General features: G+C 57.1%; 1 protein-coding gene and 1 pseudogene. Both read left to right on the top strand.

The genetic code is table 11. The features are described from left to right. A pseudogene (locus HMPREF3145_RS07550) lies at positions 1-1,018 on the top strand (hypothetical protein); the annotation flags it as partial. Between the two features lie 256 nt (positions 1,019-1,274). Continuing rightward, positions 1,275-1,628 (top strand): hypothetical protein (locus HMPREF3145_RS07545; RefSeq protein ID WP_210384174.1); only part of this gene is annotated, 354 nt, incomplete at its 3' end.

The raw sequence follows: 1,628 nt of genomic DNA, 5'->3' as shown, positions 1-1,628 counted from the left end.
CTTGCTGGATCCGGACGGTGACTTCGACGGTGACGGTATCTCGAACAAGGACGAGATCGAGAAGGGTTCTAACCCGGCTGATGAGGGTGACATCCCGGATACCGAAGCTCCGACTGTGGATCCGGTCAAGCCTGGTGATAAGAAGATCACTGGTAAGGACAACCGTCCGGACTCGAAGATCACGGTGACCTTCCCGGATGGCACCAAGAAGGAGGTGACCACCGATAAGGACGGCAACTGGTCTGTTGACGTTCCGGAAGGTACGGACCTGAACCACGGTGACAAGATCACGGTCACTGACGAGGCGGGCAACCCGACCGATGTCACGGTTGAGGACAAGACTGCTCCGAAGGTGAACGAGATCAAGCCGGGCGACAAGAAGATCTCCGGTACCGGTGATCGTGAGGGTGAGGACATCATCGTCACCTTCCCGAACGGCAAGACTGCTAAGACCAAGACCGGCAAGGACGGCAAGTGGTCTGTGGATGTTCCGGCCGGTCTGGATCTGAAGACTGGCGATGAGGTCACCGTTGCAGACGGGGTTGGTAATAAGACGACCGAGAAGGTCGGCATCGACACTGGCAAGTGTGTCGCATCGGCTGTTGGCTTCGGTCTGCCGCTGATCGCGCTCCTGCCGATCGGTCTGGCTACCCAGTTGGAGATCCCGGGTCTGTCCGACTTCGCTGCTCAGGCGAACGCACAGATTCAGAACGCCAACACCCAGATCCAGCAGCAGCTGGGTATCTTCAACCCGCAGCTGGCTACCCAGGTGGACGCAATCAACGCGAAGCTCGGCCAGTACGGCACTGACCTCGCTACGGTTGCAGGTGGTCTGGCTCTGATCGCCGCTGGCATCCTCGCCGGCACGATCATCTACGACAACTGCTCCCCGAACGGTGGCGGCTCTTCCGTGAAGGACCTGGAACTGAAGGGTTCTTCCGGCAAGACCTACGCTGGTTCCTCCAAGGAGGAGCAGAAGAAGCCGACGAATACTCCGAAGGCTCCGAAGCAGAACTAGGTTCTAGCTAACTGACTGTTGCCCCCGCATTCCCCTCGTTAGGAATGCGGGGGCAATAGTGTTTTTGCATTAGCCATTAGCGACGATTGCCGCGCGAACAGCAAGCACGATAGTGCCTTTATTTCCCTGAAAATCTTGCGTTTCACCTGCATAGTGCTTGTAAGTTGGGTAGAATTTTCACGGTTACAGGCGTATCGAATATTTAGAAGACCCTGCTACGCCAATCCCTGACTACATCGCTCGAAGGGGCGTTTGCATGAAGAAGAATTACATTGCTCGTCGTCGTGGTACGTCGGTTGCTGCGGCTGCGTTGTCGTTTGCGTTGGTTGCGCCGCTGGCGCAGCCGGTGGCATTCGCGCAGGAGAACCCTGCTGCTGAGGCTGAGCAGAATGCGGATACGCCGAAGCCTCCTGCCGAGACGCCGGCTTCGGATGTTGAAGCGTATGCGGATGCGATCCATTCGCCTGGTGAGGCTGATCAAAAGGGCACGATTTCCGGTTCTGTCAAGGGGATCGTTCAAGCTGGTATTGGATTCGCTAGCGTTCAGGATTCTGGCAAGGGCCTTGCGGGTGTGAAGGTCTATGCGCAGTGGTACGAGGGTGTTAACTCT

The organism is Corynebacterium sp. HMSC05C01, assembly GCF_001807155.1.
Classification (GTDB): domain Bacteria; phylum Actinomycetota; class Actinomycetes; order Mycobacteriales; family Mycobacteriaceae; genus Corynebacterium; species Corynebacterium coyleae.
This window is presented reverse-complemented; position numbering and strand designations above follow the sequence as displayed.